This window comes from Pseudomonas xantholysinigenes, assembly GCF_014268885.2.
Taxonomy (GTDB): Bacteria; Pseudomonadota; Gammaproteobacteria; order Pseudomonadales; family Pseudomonadaceae; genus Aquipseudomonas; species Aquipseudomonas xantholysinigenes.
Map to the genome: position 1 here is coordinate 4785551 of NZ_CP077095.1, position 22482 is coordinate 4808032.

Annotated in this window: 21 protein-coding genes; 10 read left to right on the plus strand and 11 right to left on the minus strand. The window is 64.3% G+C overall.

The annotated features are described in order from the left end of the window. Positions 1–80 precede the first annotated feature (80 nt). The 4 genes from HU772_RS21375 to HU772_RS25360 form a co-directional block, all read right to left on the minus strand. The gene (locus HU772_RS21375; protein WP_225923167.1) at positions 81–2747 is read right to left on the minus strand and encodes a TonB-dependent receptor; all 2667 of its coding nucleotides are present in this window, start codon (positions 2745–2747) and stop codon (positions 81–83) included. A gap of 204 nt (positions 2748–2951) precedes the next feature. After that, complete coding sequence (locus HU772_RS21380) at positions 2952–3941, minus strand: FecR family protein (RefSeq protein WP_186661341.1); 990 nt, start codon at positions 3939–3941, stop codon at positions 2952–2954. A gap of 68 nt (positions 3942–4009) precedes the next feature. Beyond that, positions 4010–4513, minus strand: coding sequence for an RNA polymerase sigma factor (locus tag HU772_RS21385; protein ID WP_186661339.1), 504 nt, complete (start codon positions 4511–4513; stop codon positions 4010–4012). A 70-nt stretch (positions 4514–4583) separates the two neighbouring features. Beyond that, complete coding sequence (locus HU772_RS25360; RefSeq protein ID WP_437182408.1) at positions 4584–5501, minus strand: hypothetical protein; 918 nt, start codon at positions 5499–5501, stop codon at positions 4584–4586. Between the two features lie 268 nt (positions 5502–5769). On the opposite strand from HU772_RS25360, the gene HU772_RS25365 reads away from it, so the two are divergent. Beyond that, on the plus strand, positions 5770–5916 hold the full coding sequence (locus tag HU772_RS25365) for a hypothetical protein (RefSeq protein WP_437182409.1): 147 nt from the start codon (positions 5770–5772) through the stop codon (positions 5914–5916). Between the two features lie 255 nt (positions 5917–6171). Here the strand turns inward: HU772_RS25365 and radA are convergent, their stop codons facing one another. Beyond that, positions 6172–7539: a DNA repair protein RadA gene (gene radA / locus HU772_RS21395; RefSeq protein WP_166891229.1), complete on the minus strand. Its 1368-nt coding sequence runs from the start codon at positions 7537–7539 to the stop codon at positions 6172–6174. Positions 7540–7716: 177 nt separating this feature from the next. On the opposite strand from radA, the gene mscL reads away from it, so the two are divergent. Beyond that, entirely contained in the window at positions 7717–8127 is a 411-nt protein-coding gene (gene mscL / locus HU772_RS21400; protein WP_186661335.1) for a large-conductance mechanosensitive channel protein MscL, read from the plus strand. Between the two features lie 87 nt (positions 8128–8214). On the opposite strand, the gene HU772_RS21405 is transcribed toward mscL, so the two are convergent. After that, positions 8215–8991: a ferredoxin--NADP reductase gene (locus HU772_RS21405; protein ID WP_186661333.1), complete on the minus strand. Its 777-nt coding sequence runs from the start codon at positions 8989–8991 to the stop codon at positions 8215–8217. 213 nt (positions 8992–9204) lie between these two features. Here HU772_RS21405 and HU772_RS21410 point away from each other — a divergent pair, with 213 nt between their 5' ends. Further along, on the plus strand, positions 9205–9957 hold the full coding sequence (locus HU772_RS21410) for an autoinducer binding domain-containing protein (RefSeq protein ID WP_186661331.1): 753 nt from the start codon (positions 9205–9207) through the stop codon (positions 9955–9957). Positions 9958–10020: 63 nt separating this feature from the next. Continuing rightward, positions 10021–11145, plus strand: a complete 1125-nt coding sequence (locus HU772_RS21415) for a methyltransferase (protein WP_186661329.1) — start codon at positions 10021–10023, stop codon at positions 11143–11145. A gap of 254 nt (positions 11146–11399) precedes the next feature. On the opposite strand, the gene HU772_RS21420 is transcribed toward HU772_RS21415, so the two are convergent. Genes HU772_RS21420 through HU772_RS21430 form a run of 3 tightly spaced genes read right to left on the minus strand, consistent with a single transcriptional unit; the run spans position 11400 to position 13998 of the window. Further along, positions 11400–11540, minus strand: coding sequence for a DUF2474 domain-containing protein (locus HU772_RS21420; RefSeq protein ID WP_134691593.1), 141 nt, complete (start codon positions 11538–11540; stop codon positions 11400–11402). A 12-nt stretch (positions 11541–11552) separates the two neighbouring features. Continuing rightward, entirely contained in the window at positions 11553–12560 is a 1008-nt protein-coding gene (gene cydB, locus HU772_RS21425) for a cytochrome d ubiquinol oxidase subunit II (RefSeq protein ID WP_186661327.1), read from the minus strand. Position 12561: 1 nt separating this feature from the next. Then, positions 12562–13998, minus strand: a complete 1437-nt coding sequence (locus HU772_RS21430) for a cytochrome ubiquinol oxidase subunit I (RefSeq protein ID WP_186661325.1) — start codon at positions 13996–13998, stop codon at positions 12562–12564. A gap of 341 nt (positions 13999–14339) precedes the next feature. Between HU772_RS21430 and HU772_RS21435 the strand changes: the two genes are divergently transcribed. The 5 genes from HU772_RS21435 (at position 14340) to HU772_RS21455 (ending at position 19714) form a co-directional block, all read left to right on the plus strand. Continuing rightward, positions 14340–15560: an MFS transporter gene (locus HU772_RS21435; RefSeq protein ID WP_186661324.1), complete on the plus strand. Its 1221-nt coding sequence runs from the start codon at positions 14340–14342 to the stop codon at positions 15558–15560. A gap of 274 nt (positions 15561–15834) precedes the next feature. Then, positions 15835–17130, plus strand: a complete 1296-nt coding sequence (locus HU772_RS21440) for an NCS2 family permease (protein WP_186661322.1) — start codon at positions 15835–15837, stop codon at positions 17128–17130. After that, on the plus strand, positions 17127–18212 hold the full coding sequence (trmA, locus tag HU772_RS21445; protein ID WP_186661320.1) for a tRNA (uridine(54)-C5)-methyltransferase TrmA: 1086 nt from the start codon (positions 17127–17129) through the stop codon (positions 18210–18212). The genes HU772_RS21440 and trmA overlap by 4 nt, the downstream gene beginning before the upstream one ends. A gap of 55 nt (positions 18213–18267) precedes the next feature. Next, complete coding sequence (locus tag HU772_RS21450; protein ID WP_186661319.1) at positions 18268–19170, plus strand: LysR family transcriptional regulator; 903 nt, start codon at positions 18268–18270, stop codon at positions 19168–19170. 106 nt (positions 19171–19276) lie between these two features. Further along, positions 19277–19714, plus strand: coding sequence for a cupin domain-containing protein (locus HU772_RS21455; protein ID WP_186661317.1), 438 nt, complete (start codon positions 19277–19279; stop codon positions 19712–19714). 59 nt (positions 19715–19773) lie between these two features. On the opposite strand, the gene pcaG is transcribed toward HU772_RS21455, so the two are convergent. Further along, the gene (gene pcaG / locus HU772_RS21460; RefSeq protein WP_186661315.1) at positions 19774–20379 is read right to left on the minus strand and encodes a protocatechuate 3,4-dioxygenase subunit alpha; all 606 of its coding nucleotides are present in this window, start codon (positions 20377–20379) and stop codon (positions 19774–19776) included. Positions 20380–20390: 11 nt separating this feature from the next. Then, positions 20391–21110: a protocatechuate 3,4-dioxygenase subunit beta gene (pcaH, locus tag HU772_RS21465; RefSeq protein WP_186661313.1), complete on the minus strand. Its 720-nt coding sequence runs from the start codon at positions 21108–21110 to the stop codon at positions 20391–20393. A 199-nt stretch (positions 21111–21309) separates the two neighbouring features. Here pcaH and ypfJ point away from each other — a divergent pair, with 199 nt between their 5' ends. Next, positions 21310–22200 carry a KPN_02809 family neutral zinc metallopeptidase gene (ypfJ, locus tag HU772_RS21470; RefSeq protein ID WP_186661311.1) on the plus strand — a complete coding sequence of 297 codons (891 nt, stop codon included), beginning with the start codon at positions 21310–21312 and terminating at the stop codon, positions 22198–22200. Positions 22201–22482 lie beyond the last annotated feature (282 nt).

Consider the following 22482-nt stretch of genomic DNA (forward strand, 5'->3'; position numbering starts at 1 on the left):
AGTTCCTCGTTGTTGCACAGTGATGACGAAGGCGTGTTCAGGTGCCTTCGCGTCGCCCGGAATGGGCAAACCCGGTTGGATCAGAAGCGGTACTCGAGCATGCCGCTCAAGGTGCGGCCACGGGCCAGCGACAGGTTGTTGCCGTCGCCCATGGCCACGAAATAGGCCTCGTCGGTGGCGTTCTCCAGCGACAGGGCCAGGTTCAGGCTGGGGGTCATCCAGTAGCTGGCATAGAGGTCGTAGACCGTGTATTGCGGCCACTGGGCCTGGTCGATCTGGTTGTAGGTGTGGCTCTTGAGGTTTTCGCCGTTGCCTTCGCTGTAGCGCACGCGCATGCCCACATCCAGGGTGCGCTCGAGCAGGCGCATGCCCAGGGTCAGGGCGCCACGGTCGGCGGGCATGTACGAGGCGTTGCCCATGATGTCGCCGCAGCTGACGATGTTGTTGGTGTCGCTAGCGCCCTCGGCGCGTGAGACCCGCACCGGCAGCATGATGATGCGGCTGCCCACCCGCACCGGGCGCATCACCGTACCGGCGCTGACCAGGCGCTGGGCGCCACCCATGTAGAACTGGTTGGAGCAGAATTCATTGCTGCCGATCATGTGGGTGTAGCTGAGCTGGCCGTAGTAGGCGCCGGCGTCGTAGTCCAGGCTGTACTCCACCCCACGAAAGCGCGTGGTTTCCAGGTTGTTCTGGTAGGCCGAACGCCCCAGGGCAATACCCGCCACGCTGCTGCCGGGCAGCGAGACGTTGGTGTCGAGGAACGAGAAGTTGTCGATGCGTGTGTCGAAGTAGGCGACCTTGGCGCCGAAGCGGTCGCCGTCGCGCAGCAGCGACTCCTTGAAGATGTTCAACCCCAGCTCCCAGTTGTGCGACTCCTCGGCCTTGAGGAACGGATTGGGGTAGACCATCTCGGCACTGCCGCCGGCATGCGGGCGGCCGCTCATGAACACTTCGGTCACCGCCGGCGGACGCCAGCCACGGCCCCAGCGGGTGTACAGCTGCAGCCACTCAGGCCCGGGCTTGACGGCGATACCGAAGGTCGGCGAGAAACGCCCCTCCTCGGTGTCTTCGTCGAAAATCATGTGGGTCTGCTGGCGAGTGAGGCCAACTTCGGTGACCCCTTCGGGGTACATCCAGGTGGTGACACCGGTCTTGCCACTCAAGCGGTAACGGTCATAGCGCAGGCCGGCATCCAGGGTCAGCCAGTCGGCATGCTCGTAGGTGAGGTTGCCGAACAGGCTGGCCATCACCCGCTTGCCCTTGGGGTTGGCGCCCTGCACATACGGCAGCGACTCCACTTCGTTGGCCGCGGCGATACGCTCGGTGCTGGGGCGAAAGCTGTCCTGGAACAGCTCGGTGCCATAGTTGAAGCTCAGCGTATCGGCCTGGCCCAGGTGCCAGCGCGAGGTGTTCTGCACCTGCAGGCCCCAGGTGTCGGTCTGGAAGCGGTCGCTGTAGGCCTCGACGCGGTTGCCGGTGCCGGCGCTGGCCAGGTTGTCGGCGTTCCAACGGTCCTGGCGGGTGGTGACGAAGTACAGCTTGGCCTTGAAGTCGACCAGGTCGTTGTCCGGGGTGAAGCTGTAGTCGAGCGCGGCATTCCTGGCGTTGATGTCGTTGGTGCCGGTGACCCGGTAGTAGTAGCGGTTGCTGCTGCTGTCGTTGTAGGTCCAGGCGTCCTTGCTGTCGGTGTCGGTCTCGAAATAGCTGAACTGCAGGCGCTGGTCGTCGGCCAGGTTCAGGCCAAGCTTGAACAGCTGCGAGCGGGTCACGCTGTCCATCGCGCCCACTTCGCCATGCAGCCAGCTTTTCCAGGCCTCGCGGTTCTCCAGCTTGCCGCGGATCTGCGTGCCGAGGTTGTCGGCGTTCTGCGTGCCGCTGCGGTAGTTGCCGAAATGCCGTTCGCTGTGGCCGATCAGGATGTCACCAGCCTGGTTGCCGACGGCGAACAGCGCGCTGCCATTGAAGTAGGTGCCATTACCCAGCTCGCCGATGCCGTGGCCGGCACGCAGGCGGCCACCGATTTCTTTGCCCGGGCCGAGCAGGTCACGGGCCTCGACCGTGTTGAAACTGGCGATGCCGCCGATCACCCCGGCGCCGCCCATGCCGGCCGAGGTGCCTTTGTCGATCTCGACGCCCTGGATGAACTCCGGGTCGATGAACATCACGCCGTTGCGCTGCTGGTGGCCATTGACGTTGAAGTTCTGGCGCATGCCATCGATGTTCATGTTGACCCGACCATAGTCCTGCACGCCGCGGATGTTCACCGACAGCCCGGGGTCACGCTGGTTGACGGCGGTGTACACGCCCGCCGTCTGCTCCAACAGGTCGGCGGCGTGCCGTGGGGCGCGCTGCTCGATCTGTTCGCGGGTGATCACGCTGACCGCACGCGGCGCCTGGTAGACCCAGTCACCCTCGCGCTGCGAGTCGACATGGGTGGTGTCCAGTTCCAGCGCCTGGTCCGCCTCGCCGACGCGCTCCAGGCCCACCTGGTCGGCGGCGCTGAAGCGGTAGCGTACCGGCGTGCCACGCAACAGCTGGCGCAGCCCCTCCTCGACCGCATGGCTGCCCCGCAGCCCGTCACTGCGCAGCCCCGCCAGCTTGCGGCTGTCGAAGAACACCTGCACCCCGGATTGCTCGGCATAGGCCAGCACGGCACTGTCGAGCGCCTGGGCCGGGATATCGAAGCGGATCAGTTGGCGGTTGCTGCCCTGTGGCTCGGCAGCCTGGGCCATGCCGATCGCCATTGGCAGGGCACAACTGCCCAGGGCCAGGCCACCGACCAGGGCAAGGTGCCGAAGGGGACGCAAAGGTTGTTGTCGTGGCGTGCTCACTGCGATTGCTCGTCCGTTGTTGGCGTTTTCTAGTAATGAAAATCAATCTCAACAATCAGACGAGCAACACGGAAAAAGTCAGTAAGCAAAAGCGAAAGTTTTTTTACCCCGGCGTTTTCAGTAGATCAGTGCCAGCCCCGGCAGCTCGACCAGGCGAGCCTTGAGCTCATTGCCGAGGACCGCCGGCACGCTGTCGAGGTTGTCCAGACGGAACACGCCGCTGACCTGGCGCTGCGCCAGCTGCCCGCTGGCGACCACGATACGCCCTGGGCGGTACTGGTTGAGCCGCGCGACCACCTCGCCCAGCGGCTGGCGCTCGAACACCAGCACACCGCGCTGCCAGTCGGTGGCACGCCGCAGGTCATGCTGCGGCCAGGGGCGCAGCCCCGTGCGCTGGTCGTAGCGCAGGCTGTCGCCTTCTTCGAGCTCCTGGCTGGCCTGGCCTTGTCGCGGGGGTGTTTGCAGCTCGACCGCCACGCGGTGCTCGAGCATGCCGACCCAACCGCCCTCGCCCGCCGCCCCGACCACGAAACGAGTACCCAGCGCGCGGCTGGTGGCGCCGGCGTACTCGACCACGAACGGGCGTGCCTCCGCAGCCGTGACTGGCGCGGCGGTGAAGATCGCCTCGCCGGACAGCAAACGCACACGCCGCTCCTGGGCGTCGAAAGCCAGCTGGATCGCGCTGCCGCTGTCCAGATCGACTCGGCTGCCATCGGGCAAGGTCACCTGGCGGACCTCGCCGGCGACGGTACGGTAGTCCGCCTGCCAACCCAACCATGCCTGGGGTCCCCACTGCACCGCCAATACCGCCAGCAGCAGCGCGGCGGCACTGGCCAGGCCGCGCCGAAAGCGCGGACGACGGTGCCTGGGCGTGGCCAGGGCACGGGGTGCCAGCGCCCGGGAGGGCGCGGCGGCGGGCAAATCCGCCAACTGCCCAAGGTCGGCCCAGGTCGCCTGGGCCAAGGCATAGGCCCGGGCATGCCGCGGATCACGGTCGCACCACTGCGCCAACGCTTGCTGCTGCGCCGGGCTCAAGGGGCCGGCGCACTCCCGCACCACCCACTCGGCGGCCTGCTCGCGGATGGCTTGCTCGTTCTGGCTGCTCACAGGGTTCTCTCGCGATCTGGTTATGTCTGGGCTGACGTCTGAAGCGGCATTTGTCAGTAAACCGTCGGTCATTCCGTTTCCTGCAGGCACTGCATCACATAGGCCAGGGCCTTGGCCAGGTGCTTCTGCACAGAGCTGTCGGAGATTCCCAGGTGACGGGCGACCTCGGCGTGGGTCATGCCTTCCAGGCGGTTGAGCCGGAACACCTGGCGGGTGCGCTCGGGCAACTCGCCAAGGATCGCCTGCAAGCGCCGCAGGTGCTGCTCGCGGGCGGCGTGCTCGTCAACCCCGGGACAGTCCTCGACAATGCCCTCCAGGGCTTCATGGGGGACCAGGTCGGTCTTGCGCCGCTGCTGCTGGCGCAGGTGATCCACCATCAGGTTGTGCGCGGTGCGGTACAGATAAGCCTGGGCGTTGTCGATCGGTTCGGCACGCTGCTGCTCGGCCAGGCGCACGAAGCTGTCCTGCACCAGGTCGGCGGCCAGCTGCGGGTCGCGCACCTTGCGCGAGAGCAGGCCCTGAAGGTTTTTCGCGTGCTTGAGAAACAGCCGCTTGAGGTCTAACTCCGCCACACGCACTCCATGGGGTGGTCGCAAGGTGGCGGTATGCTACTTGTTGTTGAGAATCACTTGCAAGAAGACACTAAGGGGCAGGTACCGCCTGGTCGCTCGCCCGGTAGGCAAAGACCTCTGGTCCCGACAAGGTCACGCGTACCACCGGCGCAAAGCGTCCGGTGGATCTGTAGAAGTCCCTCTGGATATTCCTCGCCGGTTCAAGGCCAGGAGCGCTGGTGTAGAAAAATGCCTCCAGCGGCAGGTTGTATGCGTTTTGCGTCCAGGTCTTGATCACCACCTCGTTCTGCTGCCAACGGACATTTTCCTGCTCGGGGTTTTCCCGCGCCTGCAAACTCAAGCCGAAGCCCGCCTTGTCAGGGCCGAAACTGCACTGATGGTCATAACGCGCCTCGACCGGAGGGTACTGCGTGAAGCTGCTGCGCCATTGCGCCACGCTGGTGATGTCCCGCAGCGCGCAATGGCCGCTGCCGGCGTAGCCCTTGTTTTCTCCGCAGCCGTTGCCGGTCCGCGTCGCGGTACCGCCGTCATAGGGGTAGGCGCACAGCACTTCGAGCGGGAGCAACGGTGCGGTCCAGCGCTTGCCTTCGGTAAGAATCAGGCCGTGGCTCCGGTTTTCCTGAAGTTTCACGGTCTTCAGGTCGCGGCGGATATAGCTGAACGAAACACCACCGAGCTTTTGCGCACCAGGGCTCGGGTTCCAGGCACGAAATGCCGGCGAATAATCGACCACGCGAATGAACACCCCGTTGCATTGGTAGTCCGCCTGGTCGCCCGGACAGGGCGCGGTGTCCTGAAAGCGCGCATTCAGGCCCTGGACCACCTGAGGCCCTGCCATCTGGACGCGGGTCAAGGCGGAGGTCACGCTGACATTCAATGGCCTGGATACGACCAGCGCCCCGGCACCGCCGATCTTGTAGCTGTAGGTCAGCGTGATCGAGCGCCCGATGTTCTCCAGCACCCAGGCGCGGGGCACGATGAAGGTCAATGGCCCTGCGCCGGTCACGGTCTGGATCGAGGTGTCACGCGTGCTGGCACCAGCCAGGCGCACGCCAACCGTGTCACCCGCCGCCATGTCCGCGAACAGCACCTTCACCGTGACGCTGTCGCCAAAGGACTCGGCCTCCAGCGTGCCATCGACCGCCTCCACGACCGCGAATTGCTCAGGTTGTGTGCTGCCGATGCGCACCGGCAATGCAGTAGAGGTGAGCAACGCGCCAGCCCCCTTGACCTTGTGGCTATAGGTGAAGGTGACCGTGCGCCCCAGGTTTTCGCGTAGCCATGCACGGGGCACGTTGAAGCTCAGCACGCCCGGCGTGGCCACGGTCTGGATGACCGTGTCGCGCGTGGCCACCCCGGCCAGCCTGACCCCCACCGTGTCCCGCGTGCCCATGCCGGTGTAGAACACCTTCAGCGTCGCATCGCCGGTGAACTGCTGCAGATCCAGCTCGCTGCCAGCGGCCTGTTGCAAGGCAAACACCGGCTGCCCGGGCAATGGATTGGCGACTGCCACAACCGACAGCAGCATCAGTGCCAGTACGACAAACGCAGACGCGCGCATGCCTGCATCCTCTTGGACATCAGCGAAGGTGCCCAGCGTCGCAGAGCAAGCAAAAAAGCAAAACTGACAGAAATACCAGGGGTGCTGATGCCCGGCGTTATTCGAACAAGGCGTCCAATGCCTGCTCCAGGCGGGTCACGGCAATCACCTGCAAGCCAGCCGGGGCCTCCTTCGGCGCATTGCCCTTGGGCACGATGGCGCGCTTGAAGCCATGCTTGGCAGCCTCCTTCAGCCGCTCCTGGCCGCTGGGCACCGGGCGCACCTCGCCCGACAGGCCGATCTCGCCGAACACCAGCAGGCCATGGGCCAGCGGGCGGTTGCGCAGGCTCGACATCACCGCCGCCAGCAAGGCCAGGTCCGAGGCGGTCTCGAGTACCTTGACCCCACCGACGACATTGAGGAACACGTCCTGGTCATGGGTGGGAATGCCACCGTGGCGGTGCAACACCGCCAGCAACATGGCCAGGCGGTTCTGGTCCAGGCCCAGGGTGACCCGCCGCGGGTTGGCCAGGTGGCTGTCATCGACCAGCGCCTGGACCTCCACCAGCATCGGCCGGGTGCCTTCCCAAGTGGCCATGACCACGCTGCCGGGCACCTCTTCCTGGGTGCGGTTGAGGAAGATCGCCGACGGGTTGGAGACTTCCTTCAAGCCGCGGTCGGTCATGCCGAACACCCCCAGTTCGTTGACCGCGCCAAAGCGGTTCTTCACCGCTCGCAACAGGCGCAGGCGGCCATCGGACTCGCCCTCGAAATACAGCACGGTGTCGACCATGTGCTCGAGCACGCGCGGGCCGGCCAGCGAGCCTTCCTTGGTGACATGGCCAACCAGGAAGATCGCCGTGCCGCTCTGCTTGGCATAGCGCACCAGCAACGCGGTGCTCTCGCGCACCTGGGCCACGCCGCCCGGTGCCGATTGCAGTTGCTCGGTGAAGATGGTCTGGATCGAGTCGATCACCATGACCCGTGGCTTTTCCTGGCGGGCGGTGGCGATGATGGTCTCGATGCAGGTTTCGGTCATGACCTTGAGCTGGTCCTGCGGCAGGCCCAGGCGTCGTGAGCGCATGGCCACCTGCTGCTGCGACTCCTCGCCGGTGACGTACAACGCGGGCATGTGCACGGCGATGTTGCACAGTGTCTGCAGCAGGATGGTCGACTTGCCGATGCCCGGGTCGCCGCCAATCAGCACCACCGAGCCATCCACCAGGCCACCCCCGAGCACCCGGTCGAGCTCGGTGCTGCTGGTGGTGAAGCGCGGGATTTCCTCGACGCTGACCTCGGCCAGGGTCTTGATCTGCGCCTGCTGCCCGGTCCAGCCGGTACGCCCGCTGGGCGCCGCGGCGCCGCCGCTTTCGATCATGGTCTCGACCAGGGTGTTCCAGGCCCCGCACTCGCCGCACTGGCCGGCCCACTTGGGGAAGGTCGCGCCGCACTCGGTGCAGCCATACAAACGCTTGGCCTTGGCCATGGGCGGGTCTCCTGGAAAAAACCGCCATGATAGCCGAACGCGGACGTGTCCCGGAGCCGTTGCGAAGCGACAAAACTATTCGTTCTAACTGCAGTCTGTAGCTGCGAACGTCACGCATGAAGCGTTTTAGTGGCTTACACTGCGTTTACCTCTCCATTCGTAACAAAGGAATACAGCATGGGCATGCTCAGTGAATTCAAGGCCTTCGCGGTCAAGGGAAATGTCGTCGACATGGCGGTGGGTATCATCATTGGCGCGGCGTTCGGCAAGATCGTCTCGTCGTTCGTCGGCGACGTGATCATGCCCCCCATCGGCCTGCTGATCGGCGGCGTCGATTTCAGTGACCTGGCGATCACGCTCAAGGCGGCCGAAGGCGATGTGCCTGCCGTGGTCATGGCCTATGGCAAGTTCATCCAGACCATCCTTGACTTCATCATCGTCGCCTTCGCCATCTTCATGGGCGTCAAGGTGATCAACCGCCTCAAGCGCGAAGAGGCCGTGGCACCGACCGCGCCGCCAGTGCCAAGCGCTGAAGAAACCCTGCTGACCGAGATCCGCGACCTGCTCAAGGCGCAGAATCAGAAGTGAAGCTGCAAGCTGCAAGCTGCAAGCTGCAAGCTGCAAGTAGAGCAGGCTACCTCTGAACTGCTTCAACTTGCAGCTTGAGGCTTGCAGCTACCAGTAGTTTTCCACCGCGACCTGCCCCGGGCGCTTGCTCAGGCTCAACTGCAGGTCGCGCGCCTTGAGCACCTTGCGGGTCTCGTCGATCATGTCCGGGTTGCCGCACAGCATGATCCGCGAATGCTCCGGCGACAGCGCAAGCCCTGCCGTTCGCTCCAGTTCGCCGTTCTCGATCAGCGTGGTAATTCGCGCGTTCAGCGCCCCGGGGTGTTGCTCGCGGGTCACCACCGGGATGAACTGCAACTTGCCAGCGAACTCTGCCAGGTAATCACGTTGCTCTAACCCGGCGATCTCCTCGACGTACGCCAACTCCTTGGCCTCGCGCACCGAGTACACCAGCTTGATAGTGTCGAAACGCTCCCAGGCTTCGAAGTCCTGGAGGATCGACATAAATGGCGCAATGCCAGTGCCGGTGGCCAGCAGCCACAGGTCACGCCCACCGACAAAGCGATCAAGGGTCAGGTAGCCGAAGGCCTGGCGGTCGATCAGCAGGCTGTCGCCCGCGCCAAGTCGGCTCAACTCACTGGTGAATTCACCGCCTGGGACTACGATGGAGAAGAAATCCAGGTACTCGTCATGGGGCGCGCTGACCATAGAGTACGCGCGCCAGGCCACGCTGCCGTCGGCCTTGGTCACTCCCAGCCGGGCAAACTGCCCGGCCCGGAACCGAAACCCCGCATCGCGCGTTACCCGCAGGGAAAACAGATTGGCGGTCAGCGGCTGGACATCGAGCAGAGTCTGGCGGGTGAATTTGTCGGCGCTGGCGGTCATGTCGGGCTCCAGAAATCAGATGGGCCCAGTGTCGCGCAAAGCGCCCTGGATAAACACCATCGGATTGTAGGGCCTCAGCAAGGACGGACAAAAAGTCACGATGACGGCACAGCAGCTATAGCGAAAAAACCAGCACAGGATGAGGAGATTTCCTACACTTCGTCCCGTAGATTGGGACATTGGATCCAGGACGGGTTAAAGGGAGCTTCATCGATGCCGATGCCAAGGTGGGAGCCTGAACAGATCGAACAGTTGCTGGCCCAGAGCGAGCCCCAACAGCTGATGCTGCATGCCCAGCCGTTGGTCGGCGCACTCGGCATGGACGCGCTCTGCGTCACCGTGCGCCTGCACGTGGCCGCCCATGAACCCCTGGTCCATCACCACAGCAGTGTTTCAGCCGCCTGGGACAAACGCTACGTCGCCGAACATTTCATCAACATAGATCCAACAGTCGCAAAATGCCATCAAAGTTGCATGCCTCAGCCCTGGGATGACGACCTGTTCAATGAAGCCACGCACCTGCGTGAAGTCGCAGCTGAACACGGCATCGACTTCGCCCATGGCTGGAGCCAGTCGGTGCATGACCATCGGCACAACTCGACGGTGCTGAACGTGTTTCGCCGCCAACGCCGGGTGGACATCAGTGAGCTCTACGAGAATGGCGCAAGGGTGATGTGGCTGTGCCATACCCTGCACAATGCACTGTGCAAGCACCACCTGGCCAAACTCTCCTCGACGCCTGCGCCCAACCTGAGCCTGCGTGAACTGCAGGTGATCCAGAAGTACGACGAACTCACAAGCGCCAAACTGGTGGCCAAGGCGCTGTCGATGTCGCTCAGCACGGTCAACTTCCACATGGGCAATGTCAGGAGAAAGACCGGCGCCAAAACCACCATGAGCGCGCTCAATTACCTGCGCTACCACGGTCTGCTGGAGCAACCCCCACGATCCGGCAAAGGCCTGTAGAATTCTCGCCCCTCAAGCCCGTCGCGCACCGCGCCGGGGAGATTCGCAGCTGAGCCCCATGTCATGCCCCTGTTCAACAGCCCTTTCGCCGACCTAGACCTGATCCGCCAGCCGGAACAGGCCAACGATCCGTTGCTGGCCTTCGATGCCGCCGACCAGTACCTGCTCGAACACCTGGCAACCCAGAAGCCCGAGACCCACTGTCGCGTGCTGGTGCTCAACGACAGTTTCGGCGCCCTGGCCGCCAGCCTGGCCGGTCAACTGGAAGTCATCAGCAGCGGCGATTCGCACCTGGCGCGCATGGCCCTGGAAAAAAACCTGGCAGGTAACGGCAAGCCGTTCGACGCCGTGCCGTTCGTGCCCGCCCATGAAACCTGGCAAGGTCCGTTCGACCGGGTGCTGGTACGCGTGCCCAAGACCCTGGCTTTGCTCGAGGAACAACTGATCCGCCTGCAAGGTCACCTGGCACCCGGCGCCCAGGTAATTGCCGGGGCGATGATCAAGCACCTGCCGCGTGCCGCGGGCGATTTGCTGGAGAAATACATCGGCCCGGTGCAGGCCTCGCTGGCGCAGAAAAAAGCCCGCCTACTGACCGCCACCGTCGGTGATCGCCCACTGGCCCGCTCGCCCTACCCCAGCCACTACCGCCTGGACTCGCCGGCCCTGGAGCTGATCAACCACGCCAATGTGTTTTGCCGTGAAGGCCTGGACATCGGTACCCGCGCCTTCCTGCCGCATTTGCCGCGCGACCTGGCAGGCGCCCGGGTGGCCGACCTGGGCTGCGGCAACGGCGTGCTGGCGATCGCCAGCGCACTGGCCAACCCGGATGCCCACTACACCCTGGTGGACGAGTCGTACATGGCGGTGCAGTCGGCACGGGAAAACTGGCAGGCGGCACTGGGCGCGCGCGCGGTCGAGATTCGCGCGGCCGATGGCCTGGCCGGGCAGGCGAAGCAATCACTGGATGTGGTGCTGTGCAATCCGCCGTTCCACCAGCAGCAGGTGGTCGGCGATTTTTTGGCCTGGCGCATGTTCCAGCAGGCCCGGGAGGCACTGGAAGTAGGTGGGGCGCTGTATATCGTCGGCAACCGCCACCTGGGCTACCACAGCAAGCTGGCGCGGTTGTTCCGCGGTGTCGAGCAGGTCGCGGCGACACCGAAGTTCGTGGTGTTGAAAGCCCGCAAATAATCGAGGCCGCCGTGGGAGCAACTACCGTGCTCCAATTTCAGAAGCTTGCGCGATCCCTGTGGGAGCGGGTTTACCCGCGAACACGGGCGAAGCCCGTGCCAGCCACCGCGTCGCCTGCTTCGCGGCGGTGCGGTGGTCCGACAAACCCACTCCCACAGGTGCCAAGCTAGATTGCACCATGCAGGCAAGCCAGTTGCTCCCACAGGAGGCGTGCCAGATTGAGGCGATGGGCTGCGCAAGCAGCCCCCGGCATCTCAATGGGTGCTCAGCCCTGCCGCGCTCATGAACATGCGCATCCCATAGGCGACAATGCCCAGCGCCACGACACTCAGCCCCCAGATCAGCACCAGCCAGCCCAGGCGCTGCCACAACGGCTTCTTCTGTTCCACAGTCATCGCACGGCGCTCCTAGTGGTAGCCATCTTCATGGGTCACCTTGCCACGGAACACGTAGTAGCTCCAGAAGGTGTAGCCCAGGATGAAGGGCAGGATGAACAGCGTGCCCACCAGCATGAAGCCCTGGCTCTGCGGCGGCGCCGCGGCGTCCCAGATGCTGATCGACGGCGGGATGATATTCGGCCACAGGCTGATGCCCAACCCGCTGTAGCCGAGGAAGATCAGCACCAGGGTCAGCAGGAACGGCGTGTAATGGGCGTTGCGCTGCACCGCCCGGAGCAAGCCGTAGAAGGTCACCAGCACCAGGACCGGCACCGGCATGAACCAGACTAGGTTGGGCATGCTGAACCAACGCTCGGCGATCTGCGGGTAGGCGATCGGTGTCCACAGGCTGACGATACCGATCACGGCCAGCAGCACCAGTGCCAAAGGTCGCGCCACATCGTGCATCTTCTGCTGTAGCGGCCCTTCAGTCTTCATGATCAGCCAGGTGCAGCCCAGCAAGGTGTAGGCTACGATCAGGCCCAAGCCGGAGAACACCGTGAACGGCGTCAGCCAGTCCAGAGTGCCACCAGCATACTTGCGGTCCACCACCTTGAAGCCCTCGATGAACGCGCCCAGCGCCACGCCCTGGAAGAACGTCGCCACCAACGAGCCCCAGATGAAGGCTTTGTCCCAGATATGCCGTTTGTGCGGTCGGGCCTTGAAGCGGAACTCGAAGGCCACGCCGCGGAAGATCAACCCCACCAGCATCAGGATCAGCGGCAGGTACAGCGCCTCCAGCACCACCGAATAGGCCAGCGGGAAAGCGCCGAACAAAGCCGCGCCACCCAGCACCAGCCAGGTTTCGTTGCCGTCCCATACCGGGGCGACGGTGTTCATCATCACATCACGGTCACGCTCATCCTTGACGAAGGGGAAAAGCATGCCGATGCCCAGGTCGAAACCATCCATCACCACGTACATCATGACGCCGAAGATGATGATCACGGCCCAGATCAGCGGAAGATCGATACCCATCTCAGTTCCCCTTGTTCAGGCTGGCGGAGTCGGCCTCATGGCCGTCATCGGCGGCGGACAACGGCCGCGCCGGCGTGCGTTGCTGGCCAGGGCCACCTGGATTGTGCTCATCGCCCTCGCCGGTCTTCGGCCCCTTGCGCACCAGGCGCATCATGTAGCCGATGCCGGTACCGAACAGGGCGAAGTAGACCACCACGAACATCACCAGGGTGAAGCCGAGCTGGGTGTAGCTGTGATTGGACACGCCATCGGCGGTGCGCATCAGCCCGTAGACCACCCACGGCTGGCGCCCGACTTCGGTGGTGAACCAGCCGGCAAGGATGGCGATCAGGCCTGATGGCCCCATCCACAGGGTCAGGTAGAGGAATGGCCGCGAGCTGTAGAGGGTGCCGCGCTTGCGCAGCCACAGGCTCCACAGGCCAACGAGGATCATCAGCATGCCTAGCCCGACCATGATCCGGAACGACCAGAACACGATGGTCGAGTTGGGACGGTCTTCAGGCGGGAACTCCTTCATCGCCGGGACCTGCTTGTCCAGGCTGTGGGTGAGGATCAAGCTGCCCAGAGCCGGGATCTCGACCTTGAAACGGGTGGTCTCGGCCTGCATGTCGGGGAGGCCGAACAGGATCAGCGGGGTCGGCTCGCCGGGCTTGTTTTCCCAGTGGCCTTCGATGGCAGCGATCTTCACCGGCTGGTGCTTCAAGGTGTTGAGGCCGTGGAAGTCACCGATCACTGCCTGGATCGGCGCCACCACCAAGGCCATCCACATGGCCATCGACAGCATCTTGCGCACGGCCGGGTTGTCACGTCCGCGCAGCAGGTGCCAGGCCGCGGAAGCACCAACGAAGAACGCCGTGGCGACGAACGCCGCGGTGGCCATGTGCATCAGGCGGTAGGGGAACGAGGGGTTGAAGATCACCGCCAGCCAGTCCACCGGGATCACCCGGCCATCGACGATCTCGTAGCCCTGAGGCGTCTGCATCCAGCTGTTGGAGGCGAGGATCCAGAAGGTCGAGACCAAGGTGCCGAGCGCCACCATGCAGGTGGCGAAGAAGTGCAGGCCACGGCCGACCCGGTTCCAGCCGAACAGCATCACGCCGAGGAAACCGGCCTCCAGGAAGAATGCGGTCAGGACCTCATAGGTCAGCAGGGGGCCGGTAATCGAGCCGGCAAAGTCGGAGAACTGGCTCCAGTTGGTACCGAACTGGTAGGCCATCACCAGGCCGGAAACCACGCCCATGCCGAAATTGACGGCGAAGATCTTCGACCAGAAGTGGTAGAGGTCACGGTAGGTGCTGTCGTGGGTCTTCAGCCAAAGGCCTTCGAGGACCGCCAGGTAGCTCGCCAGGCCAATGGTGATGGCCGGGAACAGGATGTGAAAGGACACGGTAAAGGCAAACTGGATTCGGGCGAGCTCCAGGGCTTCCAATCCGAACATGGTGCTTCCTCTTCAGGTAATCCGGCGACCGGGCACATGACCATGTCGCCCACTGCCCCCACGGGTATCGAGTGCGCCGCGTTGGAATTGTTCTGTTCGATCGCAGGGATTCCGGCCCGAGGGCCGATCGTTGCATCTGGAAGCATTGACCCAGATCAACGACTGTTTGGAAGCATAGTCCTGAATGACCCATCCAGATGTGTGGTTGATTGCCGCGTGACCGGTTGCCTCACCCTCTTTACCTGGGGCTGGAACGCTGACCAACGGCGCTTTCAGCAACCAATTGTTACAAACAGATGATAAGCTGCTGCCCCCTCTAGCTCCGAGGTTGCAGGCCCACGATGTCCGATCCAGCCCCGCAATTGCTGCGTCATCACCGCCCCTTCGTCGCGTTCTGGATGGCCCGGGTGTTCACCGCCAGCGGCTTCCAGATGCTCACCGTGGCCATTGGCTGGCACCTCTACCAGTTGACCGGCAATGTCCTCGATCTGGGCCTGGTCGGCCTGGTCGAGTTCGCCCCCCGCGTACTGTTCATGCTGCACACCGGCCACGTCGCCGACCGCTACGACCGGCGCAAGGTCGCGGCCCTCTGCCAGACCCTGCAAGCATTGATCGCCCTGGCGCTGGCCCTGGGCAGCGCCAGCGGCCATGTCACCCGCGAACTGATCTTCGTCCTGGCCTTCCTGCTCGGTAGCGCCCGTTCGTTCGAGATGCCGGCCACCCAGGCCCTGTTACCCAACGTGGTGCCACCAGGGCTGTTTCCACGGGCCGTGGCGGCATCCGCCTCGGCGTCACAGGCGGCGACCATCGTTGCCCCGGCCATTGGCGGCTTCCTCTATGCCTTTGGCAGCACCTGGGTGTATGGGCCGACCGTGGTCCTGTACGTGATTGCCTGCGTGCTCACCTTGGGCCTGGACGCCCGCCAGCAGCTCCCGCAGCGTGGCCGCGCCAGCCTCGATTCGCTGCTGGCCGGGATCCGCTTCATTCGCAGCCGCCCGGATATCCTCGGCGCCATCTCGTTGGACCTGTTCGCCGTGCTGCTGGGCGGCGCCACCGCCCTGTTGCCGGTATTCGCCAAGGACATCCTGCTCACCGGCGCCTGGGGGCTCGGCCTGCTGCGTTCGGCGCCCGCCGTCGGGGCACTGCTGATGTCGCTGTGGCTGGCGCGTTTCCCGGTGGAACGCAAGGTGGGGCTGACCATGTTCACCGCGGTCGGGGTATTCGGCGTGGCGACCATCGCGTTCGGCCTCTCGACCTCGTTCTGGTTCTCCCTGGCGGTGCTGGTGGTGCTGGGCGCGGCGGACATGATCAGCATGGTCATCCGCAGCGCCTTCGTGCAGTTGGAAACGCCGGACGAGATGCGCGGCCGGGTGAGTGCGGTGAACGGGCTGTTCATCGGCGCCTCCAACCAGCTCGGCGAGTTCGAGTCGGGCGTCACCGCGCACTGGTTTGGCACAGTGCCAGCGGTGGTGCTCGGCGGCGTGGGCACGCTGGTGGTGACTGGGGTGTGGATGAAACTGTTCCCGACGCTGGCCCATCGAGACCGAATGCACAACGGCTGAAACCTTCCTACGACGCTTCGCGGGTAAACCCGCTCCCACAGGGATCGCGCCGCCCCAGGGCCCGGTGCAATACCTGTGGGAGCGGGTTTACCGGCGAAGAAGCCGGTACAGGCAAAAGCAGACCTGCTCCCCAACGGCCATAGGCCCCCGCCATCCATGCTGGTATGATGCGCGGCTTTTTTCCGCCCCACGCAAAACCACGGCATCCGGTACGGTCTGTGCTTTGCTGATGGGGTCGATACATTCACGGCGCGAGGGCGCCCTGGGAGCAGGCATGCTGGAAAGGCTGTTTCAACTAAAAGCACACAACACCAACGTGCGCACCGAGATTCTCGCGGGCGTCACCACCTTCCTGGCCATGGCCTACATCCTGTTCGTCAACCCGAGCATTCTCGGCGAGACCGGCATGGACAAGGGCGCGATCTTCGTCGCCACCTGCCTGGCCGCGGCCATCGGCTCGGTGACCATGGGCATCATCGCCAACTACCCGATCGCCCTGGCGCCGGGCATGGGCCTGAACGCCTTCTTCACCTACACCGTGGTCCTGCACATGGGCCACACCTGGCAGGTGGCGCTGGGCGCGGTGTTCCTCTCCGCGGTGCTGTTCTTCCTGCTGTCGATCTTCCGCATCCGCGAATGGATCGTGAACAGCATCCCGCTGCCGCTACGCTCGGCCATTGCCGCCGGCATCGGCCTGTTCCTGGCGTTGATCGCCCTGCACAACGCGGGGATCGTCGTCGATAACCCGGCTACCCTGGTGGGCCTGGGCGACCTCAGCAAACCGGCGCCGATCCTCGCCACCCTGGGCTTCTTCCTGATCGTCGCCCTCGAGTCGCTGAAAGTTCGTGGCGCCGTGCTGATCGGTATCCTGGCGGTGACCGTGGCGGCGATCGCACTGGGTGTCACGCCCTTCGCCGGCGTGGTCTCGATGCCGCCTTCGCTGGCACCGACCTTCCTGCAGCTGGATATCGCCGGCGCCCTGGACGTCGGCCTGATCAGCGTGATCTTCGCCTTCCTGTTCGTCGACCTGTTCGACAACTCCGGCACCCTGATCGGCGTGGCCAAGCGCGCCGGCCTGATGGGCAAGGACGGCCACATGCCGAAGATGGGCCGCGCCCTGATCGCCGACAGCACCGCGGCCATGGCCGGTTCGCTGCTGGGCACCTCGACCACCACCAGCTACATCGAGTCGGCGGCCGGCGTCAGTGCCGGGGGCCGTACCGGCCTCACCGCCATCGTGGTCGCCATCCTGTTCCTGCTGGCGCTGTTCTTCGCCCCGCTGGCCGGCAGCGTGCCGGCCTTCGCCACCGCTCCGGCGCTGCTGTTCGTCGCCGTGCTGATGGCCTCGGGCCTGGCCGAGATCAACTGGGACGACGTCACCGAAGCCGCGCCGGTGGTGGTCACCGCCCTGGCCATGCCGCTGACCTATTCGATTGCCAACGGCATCGCCTTCGGCTTCATCGCCTGGACCGCCATCAAGCTGATTTCCGGTCGTCGCCATGACCTGAACCCGGCGCTGGTGATCCTGTCCATCCTGTTCGTCATCAAACTCGGCTGGTTCCCCGCATGAGTGCTGTCTTCGATCCCTCGCAATACGACGCGCAACTGGCGGCCAAGGCCGCCCGCCTGCGCGAGCTGCTGGCGCCGTTCGGCGCCCCAGAGCCGTCGGTGTTCGACTCGCCGCGCGAACACTACCGTCTGCGCGCGGAGTTTCGCCTGTGGCGCGAGGACGGCCAGCGCCACTACGCGATGTTCGCCCCGGGCGAGAAGCACAAGGCGATCCTGATCGACGACTTTCCCATTGCCAGCCAGCGCATCAATGAACTGATGCCACGCCTGAAGGCCGCCTGGCAGGGCAACGAGGCGCTGAACAACCGCCTGTTCCAGGTCGAGTTCCTCACCACCCTGGCCGGCGATGCGATGATCACCCTGTGCTACCACCGTCCCCTGGACGAGGCCTGGGAGGCCGCCGCGCAGCAGTTGGCTCGCGAGCTGAAGGTCAGCGTGATTGGCCGCTCGAAGGGCAAGCGCGTGGTGATCGGTCGCGACTACGCGGTGGAAAAACTCGACATTGCCGGCCGCACCTTCAGCTATCGCCAACCCGAAGGTGCCTTCACCCAGCCCAACGGCGCGGTGAACCAGAAGATGCTCGGCTGGGCCGTCGAGGCCATGGGCGAGCGAACCGACGACCTGCTGGAGCTGTACTGCGGCAACGGCAACTTCACCTTGCCGCTGGCCACCCGCGCGCGCCAGGTGCTGGCCACCGAGATCAGCAAGACCTCGGTCAACGCCGCGCTGCACAACCTGGACGAAAACGGTATCGACAATGTGCGCCTGGTGCGCCTGTCGGCCGAGGAACTGACCCAGGCGCTGAACGAGGTACGCCCGTTCCGCCGCCTGGAAGGCATCGACCTCAAGGCCTACGACTTCGGCACCGTGTTCGTCGACCCGCCGCGCGCCGGCATGGACCCGGACACCTGCGAGCTGACCCGGCGTTTCGAGCGCATCCTGTACATCTCGTGCAACCCCGAGACCCTGGCGCAGAACATCGCCCAGTTGCAGGACTCCCACCGCATCGAGCGGTGCGCGCTGTTCGACCAGTTCCCGTATACCCATCACATGGAAAGCGGCGTCCTGCTGGTTCGGCGCTGACCGTGATCCGGCGGGGCCAACCGGCCCCGCCGTCCGTTGCAAGGAGCGATGCCCGATGGATCAGCTGAGCGCCATGCAGACCTTCCGCCGGGTTGTCGACCTCGGCAGTTTCAGCGCCGCCGCCGAGCAGGCGGGCATGTCCCACACCGTGCTGTCGCGCCAGGTCAAGAACCTCGAGCGCCACCTGGGCACGCAACTGCTCAACCGCACCACCCGCCGCCTGCAACCAACCGAAGCCGGGGCGCTGTTCTACCGCCACTGCGTACAGATCCTCGAACAGATGCAGGCGATGACCCTGGAACTGTCCGAACACCAACAGCAGCCTACCGGCACCTTGCGCCTGGGCGTGGCCACCGCCTTTGGCGAGCTGGAACTGGGCCGTTGGCTGGCGGATTTTGTCGAGCGCCACCCACGCCTGCGCATCGAGCTCAACTGCACCGACCGCTTCGTCGACCTGCTCGAGGAAGACGTCGATGTCTGCCTGCGGGTGACCGATCACCTGCCTGATTCCAGCCTGGTCGCTCGCCGCCTGGCCTCCAGCGAAGTGGTACTGGTGGCATCACCCGCCTACCTCGAACGGCATGGACTGCCCGACACGCCCGAAGCACTGGCCCAACACCCTTTGCTGGGCTACAACCGCCTGCCACATCCACAGCGCCTGCGCCTGAGCAGTGCTACCGCGCACCAGGAGATACAGCTGCCGCAGCGCTTGAGCGCCAACTCACCGATGGCCTTGCGCGCGGCAGCCATCGGCGGGCTGGGCATCGCCAGTTTCGACCGTTTCATCGTGGATGACGCACTGGGCGACGGCAGGCTGCTCCGCATACTGGTTGATTGGCAATTGCCAGCGCGCAACCTCTACGCCGTCTACCCGCAGAGCCGCTACCTGGCGCCGAAAGTGCGGGCCTTCCTCGATTACGTGCAGCGCTACTACGCGACGCCACGCTGGCTTAACTGATCTGTGCATTTAATGCACCAGTCATGGCTAGCTGGCGCTATTTCTGTGCGACAACGCTTTATCTAACCTTCGCCCACTCACATTGATTGGCGAAGGAGCCATTTCCATGAAAGCACTGCACAGCGTCATTGCCGGCATCACCTTGGGCACGCTTGCCCTCACCGCCCCTGCTCACGCCGACTCGCTGATCTCGGTGCCCGACAGCGCCGCGCTGAAGTGGCAAGACGTCGCCGGCACCCAAGGCAAGGTCAGCTATGCCAATGTCGAAGGCGATATTTTCGGCCAAGGGCCCTACTCGGCCTATGTGAAATTCAAGAAGGGCACCGACAACGGGCTGCACCAGCACACCGAGACGCTGCCGACCTTGGTCGTCAAAGGGACCTTCTATGCGGTGATCGATGGCAAGCGCACCGAGTTCCCGGCTGGTGCCTACTACAAGCTGCCGGCAAACCTGGTCCACGAGAGTGGCTGCACGGCGGCGGCCGATTGCCTGTTGTTCCAGTACCAGGCCGATGCCTTCGACCTGAAACCGGTCAAAGGCTGAGCCGGTACTTGATCCGGGTAGGCGCCGGCTTGCTGGCGCCTACCCGGATCCGCGCAACATCAGAAATCGAAGAACACCGTCTCCCCTTCCCCCTGAATACGGATATCGAAGCGATACGCCGTCTTCCCCTGCACTTCGCAGCGCCTGGCAATCAAGGTTTCACGCCGTTGCGGCTGCTCGATCAGGTTGAGCACCGGGCAGGCGGCATTGGCCAGGGCTTCGTCGTCGAAGTACAGCCGGGTGTGCAGGTGAATGTTGATGCCCCGGGCGAACAGGCTGAGGTTGATGTGCGGCGCCATCGCTACACCGGCGGCGTTGCGCACCACGCCCGGCTTGACCGTGTGCAGGGTCCACTCGCCGGCATCAAAGGTGGTGGCGGTGCGGCCAAAGCTGTTGAAGGGGTTCTCGAGCTTGTACTCATCCTGGTAGAGACCATTGGCATCGGCTTGCCAGACTTCCAGGAACGAGTCGCGGACCAGATGGCCATTGCCATCGTACACCTGGCCAATCAGCAGGATGTGCTCGCCTGGCGCCTCGGGGGTGGCCAGGCGATTGCCGATTTCCTGGTCGCGGGTCGGGTTGCCGGCCGCTTCCAGGGCCAGGCCGATGTGTACATAGGGGCCGGCCGTCTGCGAAGGCGTTTCCGGCAGCAATTCGATAGGCATGACGAACCTCCTCAACGGTTCTCGAAGTGGGTCTGGCGCTGACCGCGCAGCACGATGTCGAAGCGATACGCCAGGCAATCCATCGGATTGGCATGGCTCATGTCGAGCTTGGCGATCAGCCGCTCGACCGCCTCGGGATTGGCGATCGACTTGACGATCGGGCACATCGGGATCAGCGGATCGCCTTCGAAATACAGCTGGGTAATCAACTTGGTGGCGATCGACGGGCCGCTGACGCTGACGTGGATATGCGCCGGACGCCAGTCGTTGGGGCCGTTGCGCCAGGGGTACGGGCCGGGCTTGATGGTGCGGAAGCTGTAATAACCGTCGCGGTCGGTCAGGCAGCGGCCGACGCCACCGAAGTTCGGGTCCAGCGGCGCCAGGTAGCGGTCGTTCTTGTGCCGGTAGCGGCCACCGGCGTTGGCCTGCCAGATCTCCACCAGGGTATGGGGCACCGGCGTGCCGTACTGGTCGAGCACGCGACCGGCGACGATGATTCGCTCACCGATCGGCAAACCGCCCTGGTTGAAGTTCAGCAGCAGGTCATGGTCATGCTCGCCGAAGCGCAGGTGGGAAAAGTCGGGGCCAGTGGTTTCGCTGATCGACTGCGGGATGCTGACCAGCGCTTGGCGCGGCGAGCGCGCCACCGAGGTCTTGTAGTCAGGGGTCAAGGCCTTGGGGTGCCAGTTGCGATCACGGATCACGAAGCGGCGGGTGTCCTGGGCGGGCATGCCGGTTTCCTCTCTTGGAATTATGAAATCGCCCGGGCGTGGCAGGCGGACATGCAGTTTCTGGTAGCCACACCGGGATGAATATTGAATTCCACGGTCACAGGCATAACCATTTGGTTATGCAAGTAACCTGAGCTGACGCCAACGTCGGCCCTGAACTAATCTTTGACCTCATGTTTCACACAGTGGAGAACACCCGATGGAATGGCGAAAAGGCCGGCGCAGCGACAATGTGGTCGATGCCCGTGGCGAGGGCGGCGGCGGTGGCGGCATGCGCTTCGGTGGCGGCAAGGGCCTGGGGCTCGGCGCCATCTTGCTGATCGTCGGCATCGGCTGGTTGACCGGGCAGGACCCGTTGCAGATCCTCGGCCAGCTCGCCGGGCAGATGGAGCAGCAGCAACAGACAGCGCCGGCCAATGTCGGCGGCAAGGCGCCACCGGCCAACGACGAGCAGGCCGAGTTCGTCGCCTCGATCCTCGGCGACACCGAGGACACCTGGAAGGCCCTGTTCGCCCAGGCCGGCAAGCAGTACCGCGATCCCAAGCTGGTGCTATTCAGCGGCCAGGTCAATTCCGCCTGCGGCTTCGCCTCCTCGGCGGTCGGGCCGTTCTATTGCCCGGGCGACCAGCGTGTGTACCTGGACATGACCTTCTTCCGCGAGATGGAAACCCGCTTCAAGGCCGCCGGCGATTTCGCCCAGGCCTACGTGATCGCTCACGAGATCGGCCACCATGTGCAGACCTTGCTGGGTGTCTCGGCCAAGGTCGATGCCGCGCGGCGCAATGGCCAGCGCATGGAAGGCGACAACGGCCTGCTGGTACGCCAGGAGCTGCAGGCCGACTGCTTGGCCGGGGTCTGGGCCTACCAGGCGCAGAAGCGCCTGAACTGGCTGGAGCCTGGGGATGTGGAAGAGGCGCTGAACGCCGCCAACGCCATTGGTGACGACCGCTTGCAACAGCAGGGCCAGGGCCGGGTAGTGCCCGACTCGTTCACCCACGGCACCTCGCAACAGCGGGTGCGCTGGTTCAAGGCAGGCTTCAGCAGTGGTGACGTGAACAGCTGCGACACCTTCGCGGCACGCAGTCTCTGACATCGCAGGCGCCAGCCTTGCTGGCGAACCAGGCGCCGCAGTGCATGGCAGCGGCTTTGCCGGTGTTCGCCGGCAAGCCGCCGCCTACGGCTAAAACTCCAGGCATTTCAGCCAGTTACAAATTTGCTGAAAAAGCGTTTCAGCTTCCCCCGTTCTTGCCGATAAGTCCTACACAAATCTGCGGGCTATCTGACAAAAACAACGCCCAGCTATTGAGATCAAGTGAGCGAAATCATTTTCTGGGAGAGCGTGCATGAACAGCTGGTTCGCCAATATCAGCGT